At 68.4% G+C, this 17,290-nt stretch carries 15 protein-coding genes and 1 pseudogene; 9 read left to right on the top strand and 7 right to left on the bottom strand.

What is annotated here, in order from left to right; translation table 11 throughout:
• Positions 1 to 5: 5 nt before the first annotated feature.
• From proS to yajC, 6 genes are all read right to left on the bottom strand, one after another.
• The gene (gene proS, locus BLR95_RS05980) at positions 6 to 1,322 is read right to left on the bottom strand and encodes a proline--tRNA ligase (RefSeq protein ID WP_092616902.1); all 1,317 of its coding nucleotides are present in this window, start codon (positions 1,320 to 1,322) and stop codon (positions 6 to 8) included.
• A 146-nt stretch (positions 1,323 to 1,468) separates the two neighbouring features.
• Positions 1,469 to 1,978, bottom strand: coding sequence for a hypothetical protein (locus tag BLR95_RS05975; protein WP_143130944.1), 510 nt, complete (start codon positions 1,976 to 1,978; stop codon positions 1,469 to 1,471).
• A gap of 386 nt (positions 1,979 to 2,364) precedes the next feature.
• Positions 2,365 to 2,757: an Mth938-like domain-containing protein gene (locus BLR95_RS05970; RefSeq protein ID WP_092616897.1), complete on the bottom strand. Its 393-nt coding sequence runs from the start codon at positions 2,755 to 2,757 to the stop codon at positions 2,365 to 2,367.
• Positions 2,758 to 2,782: 25 nt separating this feature from the next.
• On the bottom strand, positions 2,783 to 3,892 hold the full coding sequence (gene secF, locus BLR95_RS05965; RefSeq protein WP_092616894.1) for a protein translocase subunit SecF: 1,110 nt from the start codon (positions 3,890 to 3,892) through the stop codon (positions 2,783 to 2,785).
• Between the two features lie 39 nt (positions 3,893 to 3,931).
• Positions 3,932 to 5,527 carry a protein translocase subunit SecD gene (gene secD, locus BLR95_RS05960; protein WP_092616892.1) on the bottom strand — a complete coding sequence of 532 codons (1,596 nt, stop codon included), beginning with the start codon at positions 5,525 to 5,527 and terminating at the stop codon, positions 3,932 to 3,934.
• A gap of 54 nt (positions 5,528 to 5,581) precedes the next feature.
• Positions 5,582 to 5,980, bottom strand: coding sequence for a preprotein translocase subunit YajC (gene yajC / locus BLR95_RS05955; protein ID WP_092616890.1), 399 nt, complete (start codon positions 5,978 to 5,980; stop codon positions 5,582 to 5,584).
• 149 nt (positions 5,981 to 6,129) lie between these two features.
• Between yajC and BLR95_RS05950 the strand changes: the two genes are divergently transcribed.
• Positions 6,130 to 6,993 (top strand): ATP-binding protein, encoded by an 864-nt coding sequence (locus tag BLR95_RS05950; RefSeq protein WP_092616888.1) that lies wholly within the window; start codon positions 6,130 to 6,132, stop codon positions 6,991 to 6,993.
• Between the two features lie 14 nt (positions 6,994 to 7,007).
• Here the strand turns inward: BLR95_RS05950 and BLR95_RS05945 are convergent, their stop codons facing one another.
• Positions 7,008 to 7,895, bottom strand: a complete 888-nt coding sequence (locus tag BLR95_RS05945) for an alpha/beta fold hydrolase (RefSeq protein WP_092616886.1) — start codon at positions 7,893 to 7,895, stop codon at positions 7,008 to 7,010.
• Between the two features lie 364 nt (positions 7,896 to 8,259).
• On the opposite strand from BLR95_RS05945, the gene BLR95_RS05940 reads away from it, so the two are divergent.
• The 8 genes and pseudogenes from BLR95_RS05940 (at position 8,260) to BLR95_RS05905 (ending at position 17,258) form a co-directional block, all read left to right on the top strand.
• Positions 8,260 to 9,060 carry a GntR family transcriptional regulator gene (locus tag BLR95_RS05940; protein WP_245689302.1) on the top strand — a complete coding sequence of 267 codons (801 nt, stop codon included), beginning with the start codon at positions 8,260 to 8,262 and terminating at the stop codon, positions 9,058 to 9,060.
• Positions 9,061 to 9,154: 94 nt separating this feature from the next.
• Positions 9,155 to 10,642 carry an aldehyde dehydrogenase family protein gene (locus tag BLR95_RS05935; protein ID WP_092616883.1) on the top strand — a complete coding sequence of 496 codons (1,488 nt, stop codon included), beginning with the start codon at positions 9,155 to 9,157 and terminating at the stop codon, positions 10,640 to 10,642.
• Between the two features lie 233 nt (positions 10,643 to 10,875).
• Positions 10,876 to 11,736, top strand: a complete 861-nt coding sequence (gene motA, locus BLR95_RS05930) for a flagellar motor stator protein MotA (RefSeq protein WP_092616881.1) — start codon at positions 10,876 to 10,878, stop codon at positions 11,734 to 11,736.
• 22 nt (positions 11,737 to 11,758) lie between these two features.
• On the top strand, positions 11,759 to 12,742 hold the full coding sequence (locus tag BLR95_RS05925) for a flagellar motor protein MotB (protein ID WP_092616879.1): 984 nt from the start codon (positions 11,759 to 11,761) through the stop codon (positions 12,740 to 12,742).
• Positions 12,743 to 12,933: 191 nt separating this feature from the next.
• Positions 12,934 to 13,656: pseudogene (locus BLR95_RS05920) on the top strand (arginyltransferase); the annotation flags it as partial.
• 238 nt (positions 13,657 to 13,894) lie between these two features.
• Positions 13,895 to 14,998 (top strand): TRAP transporter substrate-binding protein, encoded by a 1,104-nt coding sequence (locus tag BLR95_RS05915; RefSeq protein WP_092616875.1) that lies wholly within the window; start codon positions 13,895 to 13,897, stop codon positions 14,996 to 14,998.
• 107 nt (positions 14,999 to 15,105) lie between these two features.
• Complete coding sequence (locus BLR95_RS05910; RefSeq protein ID WP_245689298.1) at positions 15,106 to 15,669, top strand: TRAP transporter small permease subunit; 564 nt, start codon at positions 15,106 to 15,108, stop codon at positions 15,667 to 15,669.
• Positions 15,666 to 17,258, top strand: a complete 1,593-nt coding sequence (locus BLR95_RS05905) for a TRAP transporter large permease (RefSeq protein WP_092616873.1) — start codon at positions 15,666 to 15,668, stop codon at positions 17,256 to 17,258. The genes BLR95_RS05910 and BLR95_RS05905 overlap by 4 nt, the downstream gene beginning before the upstream one ends.
• Positions 17,259 to 17,290: the final 32 nt, after the last annotated feature.

Raw genomic sequence — 17,290 nt, 5'->3', positions numbered from 1 at the left:
TTCTGCTAGTGGCTGCTGGCGAAGCGGGCGACGACGCCGGCCAGCGGCATTTCCTCGCGCTCGCCGGTGCGGCGGTTCTTGACCTCCACCTGACCGGCCGCCACCCCCTTGGGCCCGACGATGACCTGCCAGGGCAGGCCGATCAGGTCCATGTCGGCGAACTTCACGCCGGCCCGCTCGTCGCGGTCGTCATAGAGCACCGTCACCCCGGCCGCCTGAAGGCGCCGGTAGAGGTCCCCGGCGGCGTTGTCGGTGGCGGCGTCGCCGACCTTGAGGTTGATCAGCCCGACCCGGAACGGGGCCACGCTCTCCGGCCAGATGATGCCGGCCTCGTCGTGGCTGGCCTCGATGATGGCCCCGACCAGACGCGACACCCCGATCCCATAGCTGCCCATGTAGAGCGGTCCGGTGGCGCCGTCGGGGCCCACCACCTCGGCCTTCATGGGGGCCGAGTACTTGGTGTTGAAGAAGAAGATGTGCCCCACCTCGATGCCCCGGGCGGTGATCAGATCGTCACCCAGCTCGGCCTCCTTGGCCGCGTCGTGCATCTCGTCGGTGGCGGCATAGACGCCGGTCCAGTCGGCGACCACCGGTTCCAGGTCGGCGTCGTAGTCGACGTCCTCGGGGATGCTCTTTTCCAGCAGCGAGCGGTGACAGAAGACCTGGCTTTCGCCGGTCTCGGCCAGGATCAGGAACTCGTGCGACAGGTTGCCGCCGATCGGCCCGGTTTCGGCGCGCATCGGGATGGCCTTCAGGCCCAGGCGCTGGAAGGTCTTGAGGTAGCTGACGAACATCTTGTGGTAGGCGCGCCGCCCGGCCTCTTCGTCGAGGTCGAAGGAGTAGCCGTCCTTCATCAGGAACTCGCGGCCGCGCATGACGCCGAAGCGCGGGCGCACCTCGTCGCGGAACTTCCACTGGATGTGGTAGAGGTTGAGCGGCAGGTCCTTGTAGCTCTTCACCGTCTGGCGAACGATGTCGGTCACCGCCTCCTCGTTGGTCGGGCCGTAGAGCATCTCGCGCTCGTGGCGGTCGGTGATGCGCAGCATCTCGCGGCCATAGTCCTCGTAGCGGCCGCTTTCCTTCCAGAACTCGGCGCTTTGGATGGTCGGCATCAGGATCTCGATGGCCCCGGTGCGGTCCTGCTCCTGCTCGACGATGCGCTTGATGTTGTCGAGCACCCGATAGCCCATGGGCAGCCAGTTGTAGATGCCGGCGGCGTGCTGGCGAACCAGCCCGGCGCGCAACATCAGGCGGTGCGAGACGATCTGGGCCTCGGCCGGGGTTTCCTTCAGGGTGGGCAGGAAGTAGCGCGAGCGGCGCATGGGGCGGGGTCCTCTGGGAGCTGGGAAAGTGCGGCCGGGAATTGGCCGACTCGGCATGGGAGACGCCGGCGGAAGGCCCGCCGGGCGGTGGCCGCACTGTACGGGAGTGCGCCCCGGCTGGCAACGACGCCCATCGGTCCCGGCCCCTACTCGGGCCCGGGCGCGTCCCCCTTGCGGCAGGCGGCCAACAGGCGCTGCCGGGCCGCCGCGTTGAGCGGCTCCCCGTTCAGGGTCAGCGCCCCGTCGGTGGGGTCGAGAACCAGGGTGCCGAGGGCCAATTGCCCCTCGAGCCCCGGCGGAATGGTCGCCCCCAGCGCCGCCTGCCAGGCCAGCGGATCGACGGTCAGGGGAAAGCGCAAGGGGCCGCTCAGGGACTCGGTCAGCGGGTCGGCGCCGCCCGGCCCCTCGGCCGGCACCACCGCGCGCCCGTAGGCATCCACCCCCGGCCGGTAGGTGGCGTCGGGCACCGTCTCGGCGGGGACGGTTGCCGTTTCCGGAAAGCGGGCCCGCAGCACCCGGCAGGTCTCGGCGTCGGGCTGGAAGACCGGCGGCTCGGCCAGCACCGGGGGCGCCCCCAGTAGCAGCGTGGCAAGACTCATCGACGTGGCCAGACTCGACGTCGTCAGGGCACTCAACGGATGTCGCATCATGGGCATGGAGGGGGCTCCCGGCTCGCCAGCGTGCCGGAGCAGTCTGCCAAACCCCAGGTTAACAAAGGCTTGGAGCCACTCCGCGTGTGGTAACAAAGCCCTGCAAAAAATGCGTGACAGACTTGCCATGAATGCGTAGCTTACCGGGCAGGGAAACCCGGCTCGGGTCGAACAGGGAGGAAGCCCCCGCGACAAGACCGCGCGAACGGTCGATGACGGGGATGGTCCAGAAAGCAAAGGCGCGGCGCCGCCGGGGGGCAGGCGCCACGCCGCGGCGAGCCCGCCCGCGGGCCCGCCCGAGCAGCCGCCGAAGCCCAGCGCTTCGGCGGCTGTTTCACGTTCCAGGACCGATTTTCCGGCCCAGACCGGTTTTCAGAAGCAGGGTGGCGGGATCAGACCGCGATCAGGGCGGCGGCGGCCGGCCGCCCCTCGCCCAGCAGCACATTGAAGGTGCGCGCCGCCGCGGCGCTGTCCATCACCTCCAGGCCACAGCCCAGGGCCGCCTTGAGCTCGGCGGTCACCCCGGGCGCCGGGCGGACCAGACGCGGCCCGGTGCCAAGCAACAGCACATCCAGCACACCGCCGGTTTTCAGAAGGCCGGTTTTCAGAAGGGAGACCAGCTCGGCCGCCCGAATGGCATCGGGGGCGATCACCGGCCAGGCCAGGGTGCGCTCGGCCAGCACCACCACCGAGCCCACGTGGTCGGTGCCGGCGATGCGGAAGCCGCCGTCACCATAGGCCTGGATGACCTGCCGGCCGCTCGGGGCAACGGGGGTGATCTCCATCGGTCGACCCCTTTTTGGTGTCGGGTCAGCGCCGCCCCTTGCCACGGTCCTTGGGGGGCGGTGCCTTACCCTCGGCGCGGGCCTGCTCCTTGGCCTGGGCGAGGCGTTCGGCGGCCAGCTTCTGGGCCGGCTTGTTGGCATCCATGCCGGCCCCGAAATCCCCTGGCGCGGCCGAGCTTCCGGCCCGCCCGCTGTCGGTGAAGCGGGCCGGCACGTCGCCTTCCTCTTCCTCGTCGGTGCCGCGCCGCAGGTTGAACTGGATGAGCAGCGGCGTCGCCACATAGATCGACGAATAGGTGCCGACGACCACCCCCCAGATCAGGGCGAAGGCGAAGCCGCGCAACACGTCGCCGCCGAAAATGAAGATGGCGAGCACGGCGAGCAGGGTGGTGCCGGAGGTCAGGATGGTGCGCGACAGCACCCGGTTCATGGCCATGTTGACCAGATCGGGCAGATCCATCGCCTTGTAGCGGCGCAATTCCTCGCGCACCCGGTCGTAGACGATGACGGTGTCATTGACCGAATAGCCGGCGATGGTCAGCAGCGCGGCGACGGTGGTCAGGTTGAACTCGACCTGCAGCAGCGAGAACAGGCCCAGGGTGGCGATGACGTCGTGAATCAAGGCGATCAGGGCGCCCAGGGCGAACTGCCATTCGAAGCGGAACCAGATGTAGGCGGCGATGGCCAGCAGGGCGAAGCCGATGGCCATCGCCCCGTCTTCCTTCAGCTCGTCGCCCACCTTGGGGCCGACCAGCTCGGTGCGGCGGTACTCCACCTCCTCGCCCAGGGCCTGGCGGACCAGCTCGAGCGCCGCCGTCTGGGCGCCGTCGCCGCCGCCCTGGCGGGCGACCCGGATCAGCACGTCGCGCCCGCTGTCGCCAACGCTGCTGATCGCCACGTCGCCCAGGCCCAGGCCACCCAGCTTGTCGCGCAGTTGGCCGACGTCGGCCGGGCCTTCGGTGCGCACCTCCAGCAGCAGGCCGCCGGCGAAGTCCACCCCCAGGTTCAGCCCCTGCGTGAACAGGGAGCCCACCGAGGCGAGCAGAAAGATCGCCGAGGCAATGGCGGCGATGCGCCGCTTGCCGACGAAGTCCAGCTTGGTGTCATGGGGCAGAATGTTGAAGCCGCGCCACATGGGTCAGGGTCTCGCTTACGCTCGGTTCGAAAAAGGGGCTCAGCCGATGGGCAGGATCTTCGGCTTGCGCCGCTTCAGCCACACCACGACCATCAGACGGGTCAGCATGATGGCGGTGAACATCGAGGTCAGCACGCCGACCCCCAGGGTCACCGCGAAGCCGCGCACCGGGCCGCTGCCGAACTGGAACAGCAGCAGGGCCGCCACCAGGGTGGTGATGTTGGCGTCGATGATCGCCTTGAAGGCATGTCGGAAGCCGGCGTCGACGGCGCTCATCACGCTGCGCCCGCCGCGCATCTCCTCCTTCATGCGCTCGAAGATCAGCACGTTGGCATCGACCGCCATGCCCACGGTAAGCACGATGCCGGCGATGCCGGGCAGGGTCAGGGTGGCCCCCAGACCGGACAGCACGCCAAGCAGGATCGACAGGTTGCCGGCCAGGGCCAGGGTGGCGAAGGCGCCGAACATGCCGTAGGCGCCAAGCATGAAGACCACCACCAGCAGCAGCCCCAGGGCGCTGGCGAAGGCGCCGGCGCGGATCGAATCCTCGCCCAGCCCGGGGCCCACGGTGCGCTCCTCAAGGATGGTCAGCGGCGCCGGCAGGGCGCCGGCGCGCAGCAGCAGGGCCAACTGGTTGGCCGACTGCACGGTGAAGCCGCCCTCGATCACCCCGTTGCCGCCGCAGATGGCGCCCTTGATCTCGGGCGCGCTGATCACCTCGTCGTCCAGCACGATGGCCAGATTGCGCCCCACGTTCTGCTGGGTGGTGGTGCAGAAGCGCCGGCCGCCGGCGGTGTCGAAGCGGAACGAGACGACCGGCAGGTTGTCCTGGAAGGTCGGCTGGCTGTCCACCAGATGGTCGCCCGAAACCTCCACCTTGCGCCGCACGGCGTACTGGAAGGGGCGCCCCGGCTCCGGATTGGCGGCCGGCAGCAGCATGGTGCCCGGGGGCACCCGCCCGGCCGCCAGATCGGCCGGCCCGACGTTGGGGTCGAGCAGATGGAAGGCCATCTTGGCGGTCTTGCCCAGGGTGCGTTTCAACTGGGCCGGATCGTCGATGCCCGGGACCTCGACGATGATCCGGGAATCGCCCTGGCGCTGGATGGTCGGCTCGCGGGTGCCCAACTCGTCGATGCGTCGGCGGACGATCTCGATCGACTGATCGACCACCTGGCTGCGCCGTTCCTCGATCGCCTCGGGGCGCATGGTCAGGGTGAAGCGGCCCTCGGCCCCCTCTTCCACCTCGAGCGCCGGATCGATCTCCTCGATCACCTGGCGCGCCGCCGGCAGTTGGGCCGGCTCGATGATGCGCACCGAGACCACCCCGTCGCGCACCCCCAGGTCGCGGTACATGATGCGCTCGTCGCCGGCCTGGATGCGCTCGCGGCCGAGGCCGGCCCGCAGGCCTTCCACCGCCGCCTCGAGCTGCTCCTCGACCACCGAGCCGATCTCCACCTCGAGCAGCAGGTAGGAGCCGCCCTGCAGGTCGAGCCCCAGGTTCACCGGCTGCCACCACGCGGGCGCCGCATCAAGGGTCGAGCGGGGCATCAGGTTGGGCAGGGCGAAGACCACCCCAAGCCCTGTCACCGCCAGAACGAGGACGACCTTCCAGAGTGGGAAATCGAGCGTTTTCATATCATTGACCTGGGTTGTTCAGAGCCGGGCCTAAGCAGGAGGGGGCGCCCCGGCCTACTTCTTGCCCGACAGCATGCCCTTCAGCCCCTCGGCCTTGCCGCCTTCGGCCGGCTTGTCGCCGGACTTGTCGCCGGCCACGGGCTCGGTCTTGGAGACCACGGTGGCGATCATCTCGCGCACCACCTTGACCTTGACGTTCTCGGCGATCTCCACCTCAAGCTCGTCATCGGCCGCCTTGACCACCTTGCCGATCAGGCCGCCGTTGGTGACGATCTTGTCGCCGCGCCGAACCTGGGACAACATCTCCTTGTGCTGCTTCATCTTTTTCTGCTGCGGGCGGATCAGCAGGAAGTAGAAGACGATGAAGATCAGGATCAGGGGAATGAACGCCTCAAGCCCGCCGGCCGCCGGAGCGGCACCGGCGGCCTGGGCGTGGGCCGCGGAAACCAGCATGTCTCTAACCTCGCCGAGTTTGGATGGGAAATGGCGTGTGGGAAAAGTGGGGCGGACTATAGCGACCTTGGCGTCAGTTGCAAACGCAATCCGGCCCGGCTACCGTCGCCGCCCCGACCACCCCCACCACTCCGAGCCGTGACAGAGCCATGCCCGATCCCACCCCCCTGCTCCCTGTCCTGACCCGCATCGCCGAGGCGTTGGAGCGTCTGGCCCCGCCGCCGCCGCCGACCAACGACCTCGAGGCCGCCGACGCCTTCGTCTGGCAGGCCGACAGCGGCCGGCTCGACCCGGTGGCCGAGGTCAACCGGGTCGACCTCGCCCTGCTCAAGGGGATCGAGGCGCAGCGGGTCCGCCTGCTCGACAACACCCGGCGCTTCGTCGCGGGGCGGCCGGCCAACAACGCCCTGCTGTGGGGGGCGCGCGGCACCGGCAAGAGCTCGCTGGTCAAGGCGGTGCACGCCAGCCTCAACGCCGAGCGCCCGGAGCAGCGGCCGGGCGCCCTGGCCCTGGTCGAGATCCACCGCGAGGACATTCCCGCCCTGCCCCGCCTGTTGAAGGTGCTAAAGGCCAGCCGGCGGCGTTTCGTGGTGTTCTGCGACGATCTGTCGTTCGACGCCGACGACACCAGCTACAAGTCGCTCAAGGCGATCCTTGAGGGCGGCATCGAGGGACGGCCGGAGAACGTGCTGTTCTACGCCACCTCCAACCGCCGCCACCTGCTGTCGCGCGAGATGATCGAGAACGAGCGCTCGACCGCCCTGCACGCCGGCGAGGCGGTGGAGGAGAAGGTCAGCCTGTCCGACCGCTTCGGGCTGTGGCTGGGCTTCCACAACATCGATCAGGCCACCTTCCTTGACATCGTCGACGCCTACGCCGACGACCTCAAGCTTGGCATCGACCGCGACACCCTGCACCGCCAGGCCAACGAATGGGCGATCACCCGGGGCTCGCGCTCGGGCCGTGTCGCCTGGCAGTTCATCCAGGACGTGGCCGGCACGGCCGGCGGCTGAGGCCCCGAGGGGGCTCAGGCCAGGAAGTCGACGATGGGCTGGATCTGGTCCGCCGAGGCCAGCCACGGGGCGTGCCCGACACCGGGGATTTCCAGCAGTTTGGCCTGGGGACCGCTGTGGGTCATGCGCTGCGCCGTGGCGGCGGTCAGAAGGTCGCTTTCGGCGCCGCGCACGACCAGGGTCGGCACCCGGATGGCCTCCCAGACCGGCCACAGGTCGACATCCTCCAGGGTCTCCAGCTGGGCGATCGAGGCGGCGATGCGGCGGTCGTAGTGCATGGCGATGCGCCCGTTCTCATCGATCCGGTGGGAGTGCTCGGCGACCCGCGCCCAGGCGGCGTCGGACAGCGGGCCGAAGCTGCGGTGGATGTCGCGCAGGTAGGCCTCCAGGTCCTTCAGGTCGTCGAACACCGGCGGCCGGCTGACGTACTCGGAAATGCGCTCCAGCGCCGCCTTGGGGATGAAGGCCCCGACGTCGTTGAGCACCAGACGGCGGATCGGCGTGCCCGGGCTGGCGGCGATCAGCATGCCGATCAGGCCGCCCATGGAAGTGCCCACCCAATCCACCTCCTCGGCCCCGGAGCGGGCGATCAGGGTGGCCATGTCGGCGGCGTAGGCGGCCAGATCGTAGCCCGTCGAATCGACCAGCCAGTCGCTCTTGCCGCGCCCCAGGACATCCGGGCAGAGGACCCGGCGCGGCACCTCGGGGTCGCCGGACAGGGCGGCGGCGAGGTCGTCGAAGTCGCGCCCGTTGCGGGTCAGCCCGTGAACGCACAGGCAGACCCGTTTGCCGTGGGGGTCGCCCCACTGGGTATAGGCCATGTCGCGGAATCCCTCGGGGCGCAGCACCTTGACCCAGCGCTGGCTGAAGGGGGCGGATTGGCTGTCGGGACTGGTCACCATGACGGCACTCCCTGGCTCGCTGTCCATGGCTCGCTGTCCATGGGCGGACTGTCGGGATTGGGCATGGCCCGGCGCCACCTCGGCGGGTTGGGGGCGCGGACCCTCCCGGCATGGTGCGCCAGGTCTCGGGCGCTGACAAGGGTCGAGGCGAGGAAAACCGGAGTTGTTCCACCCTTTGGCGCGGGCTGACGTCGCGCGGCGTGCAAACGCAGCGCGGGACTCGGTGCGACAAAGCGCCTTGGCGCGTCCCTGTCGGCTATTGTATACAAGAAAGATGCCCAGGTGCCGGGCTCGGCCTTTCCGTCGGCCCCAAGGCGCTTCGGCGGCCCGTCCCTTCTTCATGAGCAGGCTGATCCGACCGCCCGTGAGTGCCCGCACCCCCCCACCCCCAGCCGACGCCTCCGATGCCGTGGTACCCGCCACCACGCCGGCCGTCGCGGCTGCCCGGGAAACGGGCGGCGAGGCGGCGAAGTCCGGGGCCGGCCCGGGGCGCCCGGCGCGCAGCCGCCCGACCCGGGCCGAACGCCTGCGCCGGTCCCTGGAGGAAGAGATCTTCCAGGGCCGGCTGAAACCCGGCGACCGCCTGGACGAAATCTCGCTGGCCCGCCGTTTCAATGTGTCGCGCACCCCGGTGCGCGAGGCGCTGCGCCAGTTGTCGTCCTCCGGGCTGGTCGAGGTGCGGCCGCGCCTGGGCGCCGTGGTGCGGGTGATCACCGTCGACCGGCTGGCCGAGATGTTCGAGGTGATGGCCGAACTGGAAGCCCTGTGCGCCCGCCTCGCCGCCCAGCGCATGGGCCCCGACGAACACGCGGCGCTGGAACAGGCCCTGGCGGCCTGCGCCGTGGAGCACACCCAGGCCAACCGCGAAGCCTACTACGAGGCCAACAAGGTGTTTCACGACATCATCTATGCCGGGGCCCACAACGCCTATCTGGCCGGCATGGCGGTGTCGCTGCGCAACCAGACCGCCCCCTACCGGCGCTACCAGCTGTATGCCCGCGAGGATCGCATCGACAGTTCGCTGGCCGAGCACCGCTCGGTGGTGATGGCGATCCTCGAAGGGCGGGCCGAGGACGCCGAAAAGGCCATGCGGGCCCATGTCACCGTCCAGGGCGACGTGTTCGCCGCCTTCCTCGCCACCTTGCCAGAAGAGGCGGCGCAATAACCCCAACAACAGGCTGGAAACACACCCGCCCCCAACGGGACGAAACGTCCGCCCACCAAGCACTTCCGCCACCCCATCCACGAGAGGCCGATCCATGTCCATTACCCCCAACACCGACCCCTATGCCCTGGCCGACGAGATTTCCGGCCGGCACATGATCGATGGCGCGCTCAGGCCGGCCGCCTCGGGGGCGGTGTTCAACGTGGTCAACCCGGCCACCGGCAGCGTCATCGGCAGCGCCGCCGAGGGTGACGCCGACGACGTCGATGCCGCCGTCAAGGCCGCCAAAAGGGCCCAGAAGGAGTGGGCCGCCCTGCCCGCCCGCGAGCGCGGCAAGCTGATCACCGAGTGCGGCCGCCGGCTGTCCGATCATGTCGAGGAACTGGGCCGGCTGATCGCCCTGGAAACCGGCAAGGCGCTGCGCACGGAAAGCCGGGTCGAGGCCTCGGTGCTGGCCGACATGTTCCTGTTCTACGGCGGCCTGGCCTCGGAGTTGAAGGGCGAGACCGTGCCCTTCCGCCCCGACATGCTGACCATGACCATCCGCCAGCCGATCGGCGTGGTCGGCGCCATCATCCCCTGGAACGTGCCGATGCTGCTGATGGCGCTGAAGATCGCCCCGGCCCTGGTGGCCGGCAACGCGGTGGTGGTCAAGTCGGCCGAGGAAGCGCCGCTGACCGTGCTGCGCGTGGTGCAGATCATGAACCAGGTTCTGCCGGCCGGCATCCTCAACATCCTGTCGGGCTACGGGCCGGAGTGTGGCGGTCCGCTGGTCGCCCACCCGGATGTCGGCAAGGTGACCTTCACCGGCTCGGTGGAGACCGGGCGCATCGTCACCCGCACCGCGGCCGACAAGCTGATCCCGGTGACCCTGGAGTTGGGCGGCAAGAGCCCGATGATCGTCATGGCCGACGCCGACATGGACAAGGCCATCGCCGGCGCCCTGGGCGGCATGCGCTTCACCCGCCAGGGGCAGAGCTGCACCGCGGCCAGCCGCATCTTCGTCCACGCCGACATCCACGATGCCTTCGTCGCGCGCCTGAAGGCGGCGGTCAACGACATGGTGATGGGCGACCCGCTGGACGAGAAGACCGACATCGGCACCATCATCAGCCCGCAGCAGTTGGAGAAGGTGAAGGCCTACATCGAGGCCGGCGAGAAGGCCGGCGGCACGGCCAACCGCTGCGCCAAGCTGCCCGACGATCCGGCCCTGAAGAAGGGTCTGTTCGTGCAGCCGGTGATCTTCACCGACATCGCCCCCGACGCCCCCCCGGCGCGCGAGGAAATCTTCGGCCCAGTCACCTGCATCTTCCGCTTCACCGACTATGAGGACGCCCTGGCCCGGGCCAACGACAGCGAGTACGGCCTGGCCGCCACCATCTGGACCCGCGACCTGAAGACGGCGCTCGACGCCAGCCACCGGCTGGAGGCCGGCTTCGTGCAGGTCAACCAGAACCTGGTGGTGCAGGCCAACCTGTCCTACGGCGGCATCAAGAGCAGCGGGGTCGGCAAGGAAGCCTCGCTGGAAGCCATGCTGGAGCACTACACCCACAAGAAGACCATCATCCTCAACATGGGCTGAGGATGATCGGCCGACCCGGGGGGCCCATCCGTGCCCCCCGGTGATGCCGATACGGTTGATTTTTCGGGCCAGGGGTTGTCTAAGTGGGGGGTGCCCTTCCCCCTTTGGGTGGGGCCGCGCGGGTCGCCCTTTTCGGGAGTTGCAGTTTCGGTGCGCGCCTTTCCTTCACAGCGATGTGTCGAGGCCGCCGGCCGGCCTTGGTTGCCGGCTGGCCGTGACGGGGAGGCCGCCCGATGCTGATCATCATTGGCATGCTGGTCGTCATCGCCTCGGTGATCGGCGGCTACCTGGGGGCCGGCGGCCACCTTGACGTCCTGTGGCAGCCCTTCGAGTTCGTCATCATCTTCGGCGCGGCCATCGGCAGCTTCATCATTGGCTCGCCGACCTCGGTGATCAAGGGCACCATGAAGGCCATCGGCCCGATGATGAAGGGCCCCAGGCACAACAAGAAAAGCTATCTCGAGCTTCTGTCGTGCCTCTACTCGCTGTTCAAGCTGGCCAAGACCAAGGGCGACCTGGCCCTTGAAAGCCATGTGGAAAAGCCCGACGAAAGCCCGCTGTTCCAGAAGTTCCCGGGCTTCGCCAAGGACCACCACACCCTGACCTTCCTGTGCGATTACCTCAGGCTTCTCACCCTGGGCACCAACAACGCCCACGAAATGGAAGCCATCATCGACGAGGAAATCGAGGCCCACCACAAGGAACACCACGCCGTGGCGGAGGCCGTCAGCACCGTGGCCGACGCCATGCCGGCGCTGGGTATCGTGGCTGCCGTGCTGGGCATCATCCACACCATGGGCGCCATCACCGAGCCGCCGGAAGTGCTGGGCCACCTGATCGGCGCCGCCCTGGTCGGCACCTTCTCGGGCGTGCTGTTCTCCTACGCCTTCTTCGCCCCCTTCGCGCGGGCAATCGCCGTCGCCTACGACGCCGAAACCGAATACCTGCGCTGCATCAAAGCCGCCCTCCTGGCCCACATGCAGGGCTACGCGCCCCAGGTTTCCATCGAGTTCGCCCGCAAGATCCTGCCCGGCACGGTGCGCCCCTCCTTCCAGGAAGTGGAAGAGACGGTGACCAACCTGACCGCCGACTGAGGACTGGACGGGAGAGGCTGCCATGGCCGAGGAAGAAAACGGCGAAGCCCATGGCGCCGAGGGTGGCGTCACCATCATCAAGCGGGTCAAGAAGGGCGGCCACGCCCACCATGGCGGCGCCTGGAAGGTGGCCTACGCCGACTTCGTGACCGCCATGATGGCCTTCTTCCTGCTCTTGTGGCTGCTCAACTCGGTGACCGAGGAACAGCTCCAGGGCATTTCGGACTATTTCGCGCCGACCGCGCTTTCCAGCTCGACCAGTGGGGCCGGCGGCATGCTGGGCGGTCAGGTGGTCGGGGAAGGCGCCGCCTCGTCCGACAGCTCCTCGCCGGCCATCCCGATGTCGCTGCCGCCGCCGTCCATCGGCCAGGGCGGGGCCGATGTCACCGATCCCAACGAGGCGCCGGGGGAGGATCAGGTGGAGCCGAGCGAGGAAGACCTCGCCATGGCCGCCGCCGAGGCCGCCGCCAAGCGCGAGCAGGAGCAGTTCGAGGAAGCCGCCGAGACCCTGCGTCAGGCCATGCAGAGCGCCCCGGACCTTCAGGAGCTTCAAGAGTCGCTGCTGATCGACAACACCCCGGAAGGCCTGCGCATCCAGATCGTCGACCAGGACGGCAAGTCGATGTTCCCGCCGGGCAGCGCGGCGATGTACCCGCACACCCGCAAGCTGCTGGAGATCGTCGGGCGCATCGTCTCCAACCTGAACAAGAACCTGGCCATCTCCGGACACACCGACTCGGCGGGATTTGGCGCCCCCGGTGGCTATTCCAACTGGGAGCTGTCGGCCGACCGGGCCCTGGCCAGCCGGCGCGTGCTGGTCGAAAGCGGGGTCGAGGACGGCCGGATCAACCGGGTCGGCGGGCAGGCCGCCAACGACCCGCTGTTCCCCGACAACCCCAACGATCCCCGCAACCGGCGGGTGAGCATCATCCTGCTGCGCGATCCCCCGCCGACCGCCGCCAGCGCCGCCCCGGACGAAGGTCCCATGCCCAGCATCCTGGAATAGGCTGTGTGGAACCATTCCAGTCAGCCCACTTTTAGGGGTGCCGGGCCCCCTCACCCTGTGTTAGACAGGACCGAGCAGGGATAGATCACGCAAGACCCGTCCCCGGCCCGTTTTCAACAAAACAGGCTCCAAGCTTGGCGGCAAGCCAACGCCGGTCGCCGGGGTGGTCTTCGGGGAGACCGTTCGCAGCCATGGATCAACGCCAACCGGCCCGGCCGCGGTTCTTTTTCAGCACCGCGCCCATGCCTTGCCCGTACCTGCCCGGACGGCTGGAGCGCAAGGTGCTGACCGAGCTGACCGGCACCCAGGCCGAGCCGCTGCACAACCAGCTTTCCCGGGCCGGCTTCCGGCGCAGCCACGGCATTGCCTATGCCCCGGCCTGCCCGACCTGCCGGGCCTGCGTCCCGGTGCGCGTGGTGGTCGATGCGTTCGCCCGCCGGCGCACCCTTGCCCGCACCTTCAAGCGCAACGCCGATTTGACCGTGCGCCGCCTGCCGGCGCGCGCCCAGGCCGAGCACTACCGGCTGTTCACCGAGTACCAGCGGCGGCGCCACGCCGGCAGCGACATGGCCCTGATGGGCTACTACGAATACCGCTCGATGATCGAGGACAGCCCCATCGAGACCTGCCTCTACGAGTTCCGCGATCCGGCCGAACGGCTGATCGCGGTCTGTCTGGCCGACCACATGGACGACGGACTGTCCGCCGTCTACAGCTTCTACGACCCGGAGCAGACCGAGCGCAGCCTGGGCACCCACACCGTGCTGTGGCTGATCGAGCACGCCCGGGCCCTGGGCCTGCCCTACGTCTACCTGGGCTTCTGGATCGCCCAGAGCCCGAAGATGTCCTACAAGGAGCGCTTCCAGCCGCTTGAGGCCTACCGGCCGGCGGTCGGCTGGGGCCGGCTCGACGCGACGGCCGAACGGAGCTCCCTCAACGAAGCGGACCATCTCACCCGAAGCTCGCGCCAGAACCTGGAGGATGCCTCCGCCGGCATGGTCAAGCCCTTCATGGGCCAAGGCATTTGTTGATTCCGGACTGAAAGGCTCTATGCTTTCCCTTCACTCATAATCGGCCCGGACGGCCCGGGCCGTGATGGGGTCCATCTGATTGCGTTCCAAACAAAACCATGACCGACCCGGGAGGTAGAGGATGAAACGTCGTGATTTCCTGAAGGGCAGCGCTTTCGCCGGTGCCGGCGCGGTGGCCGCGGCCAGCGCCTTCCCCGCTCCGGCCATCGCCCAGGGCATGCGCGAGTTGAAGATGGTCACCACCTGGCCGAAGAACTTCCCCGGCCTGGGCACCGGCGCCGAGCGCGTGGCCAAGCGGATCACCGACGCCAGCGGCGGCAAGCTGACCGTGAAGGTGTTCGCCGCCGGCGAGCTGGTGCCGCCTTTTGAGTCCTTCGACGCCGTTTCCAACGGCACCGCCGACCTCTACCACGGGGCCGAGTACTACTGGCAGGGCAAGTCGAAGGCCTTCAACTTCTTCGCCGCCGTGCCCTTCGGCCTGACCGCCACCGAGCTGAACGCCTGGGTCTACTACGGCGGGGGTCAGGAGCTGTGGGACGAGTTGGCCGCCGACTTCAAGCTGAAGCCCTTCCTGTCGGGCAACACCGGGGTCCAGATGGGCGGTTGGTTCAACAAGGAAATCAACAGCCTGGAAGACTACAAGGGCTTGAAGATCCGGATGCCCGGCCTGGGGGGCGAGGTGCTGCGCCGGATCGGTGCCGCCGCCGTCAGCCTGCCCGGCGGCGAGATCTTCCCGGCCCTGCAGTCGGGCGCCATCGATGCCACCGAGTGGGTCGGCCCGTGGAACGATCTGGCCTTCGGCTTCTACAAGGTGGCCAAGTTCTACTACTACCCCGGCTTCCACGAGCCCGGCACCGGCCTGTCCTGCGGCATCAACCTCGACGTCTGGAACAGCTTCAGCGCCGACGAGAAGGCCCTGGTCGAGGACGCCATGATCGCCGAGAACAACTTCACCCTGGCCGAGTTCACGGCCCGCAACGGTGATGCGCTGAACACCCTGATCAACCAGCACGGGGTTGAGCTGCGCAAGTTCTCCGACGACGTCATGAAGGCGATCGGCCAGGCCTCGGGCGAGGTGGTCGCCGAGGCCGCCGCCGGCGACGCCATGACCGGGCGCGTCTACGACAGCTTCGTGAAGTTCCGCAAGATGGCCATCAGCTGGTCCAAGCTGGCCGACCAGGCCTACTGGAACGCCCGCCTGCTGCCCTTCAACTACGGCGGCTGAGGCCCCCAGGCCTTGGCCGGAACGGCCCCGGAGCCCGTGACGCTCCGGGGCCTGTTCCCGTTTCACGAAGCCTTTCCCGCCTGATCCGCCTGTGAAGGACGGCCCCCGTGACCCCCCTTTCCCGCTTCGCGCTTGCCGTTGACCGGACCAACCTCTGGATTGGCCGCACCGTCGCCTGGTTGGCCCTGATCATGGTCCTGGTCCAGTTCGCCGTGGTCGTGCTGCGCTACATCTTCGGCCTGGGCTTCATCTGGGCCCAGGAGTCCATCGTCTACATGCACGGCCTGATCTTCATGGTCGGCGCCGGCTTCACCCTTTTGACCGAGGGTCACGTCCGGGTCGACGTGTTCTATCGAACCGCCTCGCCGCGCTTCAAGGCGATGGTGGACCTGTTCGGCGCGCTGGCCTTCCTCATTCCCTTCTGCGCCCTCATCGCCTGGGTCAGCTACCCCTATGTGGCCAATAGCTGGCGGGTCTTCGAGGGGTCGAAGGAAACCAGCGGCATCCAGGCGGTATTCCTGTTGAAAACGGTGATCCTGGTGTTCGCCGGGTTGGTCGTTTTGCAGGCCCTGTCGATGGTCGCGCGCGCCGGCCTCCGGCTGGCCGGGGTGACGGTGCCCTCGGTGACCGGCGACGACGACGGCAACGACGACGGGGAGGACGACCGATGAGCCCCTCCCTGCTCGCCGAGGTGATGGCCCTGTTGATGTTCGCCGGCACCTGCGGCTTCCTGCTGCTGGGCTTCCCGGTGGCCTTCACCCTGGGTGGCTCGGCCTTTCTGTTCGGCATCGTTGGCTGGTTCCTCGGCGTTTTCGACATGGCCTTCGTGGCCGCCATGCCGCAGCGCATCTTCGGCACCATGACCAACGAGGTGCTGATCGCGGTGCCGCTGTTCGTGTTCATGGGGGTGATGCTCGAGCGCTCCAAGGTGGCCGAGGAGTTGCTGGAGAACATGGGCCGGCTGTTCGGCCCGCTGCGCGGCGGCCTGGGCATTTCGGTGTGCGTGGTGGGGGCGCTGCTCGCCGCCTCCACCGGCATTGTCGGCGCCACCGTGGTCACCATGGGCCTGCTCAGCCTGCCGACCATGCTGCGCCGGGGCTATTCGCCGTCGCTGACCTGCGGCACCATCTGCGCCTCGGGCACCCTGGGGCAGATCATCCCGCCGTCGATCGTCCTGGTCCTGCTCGGCGACCAGATTTCCAACGCCTATACCGATGCCCAGCGGGCGTTGGGCAACTGGTCGCCCGAGCCGGTCAGCGTCGGCGACCTGTTCGCCGGGGCCCTGATCCCCGGCCTGGGGCTGGTCGGCCTGTACATCCTTTACGTCATCGGGGTGGCCATCTTCCGCCCCAAGGCCGCGCCGCCCATCCCGGCCGAGGAAACCGGCCATCTGTCCTTCGGCGAAACCGCGGCGATGATCAGCAAGGCGCTGATCCCGCCGGTGGTGCTGATCGTCGCCGTGCTGGGCTCGATCCTGACCGGCGTGGCCACTCCCACCGAGGCGGCGGCGGTGGGGGCCGTCGGCTCCATCCTGCTGGCCGGGGTGCGCCTCGCCGAGCCGGGCCAGAAGCCGTGGCCGACCATCACCGCCTTCGCCTCGCTGGCCTTGATGCTGGTCCTCATCCGCATCTTCGATCTGCGGGTCCTGCGCCAGGAAATCCCGACCGGCGACATGGTCGCCATCGTCGTGGCCGGGCTGGCCTGCCTGGGGCTGGCCTGGGGCCTGTTGGTCAGCCTGCTGCGGGTGCACCGGGCCGGGGTGCTGGTCGAGGTCAACCGGGCGACCACCCAGATTTCCTCGATGGTCTTCATCATCATCGTCGGCGCCGGATTGTTCTCGCTGGTCTTTCGGGGCTTCGGCGGCGACGACATGGTGCACGAGTTCCTGACCAGCCTGCCCGGCGGCACTTTCGCCGCCATGCTGCTGGTCATGGTGGTGATGTTCGTGCTGGGCTTCTTCCTCGACTTCATCGAGATCGTCTTCGTGGTGGTGCCCATCGTCGGGCCGATCCTGCTCAAGATGGACGTCGACCCGGTGTGGCTGGGGGTGATGATGGCGATGAACCTGCAGACCAGCTTCCTCACCCCGCCCTTCGGCTTTGCCCTGTTCTATCTGCGCGGGGTGGCGCCGAGGGCGATCAGCACCATGCACATCTATCGTGGTGTGCTGCCCTTCGTGATCATCCAGTTGATTGGCCTTGGCATCCTGGCCGCCTTCCCGGAGTTGGCCACCTGGCTGCCCGGGGTGATCTTCGGCTGATCGGCCCCAAGGGTGCCGCAGCCGGTCGGCGT

Origin of the sequence: Roseospirillum parvum (assembly GCF_900100455.1) — a bacterium.
GTDB classification, from domain to species: Bacteria; Pseudomonadota; Alphaproteobacteria; order Rhodospirillales; family Rhodospirillaceae; genus Roseospirillum; species Roseospirillum parvum.
The sequence above is the reverse complement of the archived record's forward strand: the minus strand, read 5'-3'. Positions and strand labels throughout refer to the sequence as shown.

Bases quoted from the DNA above. Each gene is read 5' to 3' on its own strand.
- proS (WP_092616902.1), bottom strand. From the start codon at position 1,322: ATGCGCCGCTCGCGCTACTTCCTGCCCACCCTGAAGGAAACCCCGGCC.
- BLR95_RS05975 (WP_143130944.1), bottom strand. From the start codon at position 1,978: ATGCCCATGATGCGACATCCGTTGAGTGCCCTGACGACGTCGAGTCTG.
- BLR95_RS05970 (WP_092616897.1), bottom strand. From the start codon at position 2,757: ATGGAGATCACCCCCGTTGCCCCGAGCGGCCGGCAGGTCATCCAGGCC.
- secF (WP_092616894.1), bottom strand. From the start codon at position 3,892: ATGTGGCGCGGCTTCAACATTCTGCCCCATGACACCAAGCTGGACTTC.
- secD (WP_092616892.1), bottom strand. From the start codon at position 5,527: ATGAAAACGCTCGATTTCCCACTCTGGAAGGTCGTCCTCGTTCTGGCG.
- yajC (WP_092616890.1), bottom strand. From the start codon at position 5,980: ATGCTGGTTTCCGCGGCCCACGCCCAGGCCGCCGGTGCCGCTCCGGCG.
- BLR95_RS05950 (WP_092616888.1), top strand. From the start codon at position 6,130: ATGCCCGATCCCACCCCCCTGCTCCCTGTCCTGACCCGCATCGCCGAG.
- BLR95_RS05945 (WP_092616886.1), bottom strand. From the start codon at position 7,895: ATGGTGACCAGTCCCGACAGCCAATCCGCCCCCTTCAGCCAGCGCTGG.
- BLR95_RS05935 (WP_092616883.1), top strand. From the start codon at position 9,155: ATGTCCATTACCCCCAACACCGACCCCTATGCCCTGGCCGACGAGATT.
- motA (WP_092616881.1), top strand. From the start codon at position 10,876: ATGCTGATCATCATTGGCATGCTGGTCGTCATCGCCTCGGTGATCGGC.
- BLR95_RS05925 (WP_092616879.1), top strand. From the start codon at position 11,759: ATGGCCGAGGAAGAAAACGGCGAAGCCCATGGCGCCGAGGGTGGCGTC.
- BLR95_RS05915 (WP_092616875.1), top strand. From the start codon at position 13,895: ATGAAACGTCGTGATTTCCTGAAGGGCAGCGCTTTCGCCGGTGCCGGC.
- BLR95_RS05905 (WP_092616873.1), top strand. From the start codon at position 15,666: ATGAGCCCCTCCCTGCTCGCCGAGGTGATGGCCCTGTTGATGTTCGCC.